This window comes from Candidatus Hydrogenedentota bacterium (assembly GCA_016791475.1).
Classification (GTDB): domain Bacteria; phylum Hydrogenedentota; class Hydrogenedentia; order Hydrogenedentales; family JAEUWI01; genus JAEUWI01.
Genome location: JAEUWI010000121.1, coordinates 1 through 934, shown reverse-complemented (window position 1 = coordinate 934; position 934 = coordinate 1). Strand labels below are relative to the sequence as shown.

General features: G+C 66.0%; 1 protein-coding gene. It reads left to right on the top strand.

Annotated elements, in window-relative coordinates; genetic code table 11:
- Window positions 1-738 (top strand): IS3 family transposase (locus JNK74_28180; GenBank protein ID MBL7650067.1); only part of this gene is annotated, 738 nt, incomplete at its 5' end.
- Window positions 739-934: the final 196 nt, after the last annotated feature.

The window sequence follows — 934 nt, the reverse complement described above, 5'->3', positions numbered from 1 at the left end:
GCGCCGCGCGTGCAGGCGGAACTGGCCGCCGCCGGCGTGCAGGTGGCGCGCAAGCGCGTGGCGCGGCTGATGCGCTCGGCCGGCTTGCGCGGCGCCAGCCGGCGTCGTGACGTGCATACCACCGTACGCGCGCCGGCTGACGTGCCGGCCCTCGATCTGGTCCAGCGCGACTTCAGCGCCCCGGCACCGGATCGCCTCTGGGTGGCCGACATCACCTACGTGCCGACGCTGGCGGGCTTCCTGTATCTGGCCGTGGTGCTCGACGTGTTCAGTCGTCGCATCGTCGGCTGGGCGATGGCCGCACACCTGCGCACCGAGCTGGTACTCGCCGCCCTCGACATGGCGCTCGGTCAGCGCCGGCCCGCCACCGTGATCCATCACTCCGATCACGGCTGCCAGTACACCGCCTTCGCCTTCGCCTTCGCCTTCGCCTTCGCCTTCGCCTTCGCCTTCGGCACCCGCTGCCGCGCCAACGGCGTGCGCCCGTCGATGGGCTCGGTCGGCGACTGCTACGACAACGCCATGTGCGAGAGCTTCTTCGCCACGCTCGAATGCGAACTGCTCGCGCGCAGCCGCTTCAGCAACCACGCCGAGGCCCGCCAGGCGATCTTTGCGTTCGTCGAAGGCTGGTACAACACCCGGCGCCGGCACTCGGCGCCCGACTACCTCTCACCCAACGACTACGAAAGGAGGTATCACGCCGGCACGGCGCACCCAAGCGCTGAACTGTCTACGTAAGCGGGGCAATTTCAGCATTTGCACGAAACGCTCACCCGTTACGTTCAGGTCTACAGCCAGTACAGCCCGCAGCGTGCGCAGGCGTATTGTTCGCCTGTCGCTGCGATCAATTCCTGGTATCAAACGCGCTCGGAGTTTTTTTGTCATCAGCCATAGTATCATTGTGGCCTGATAAAGAATGTCTTGGTCAATGTCA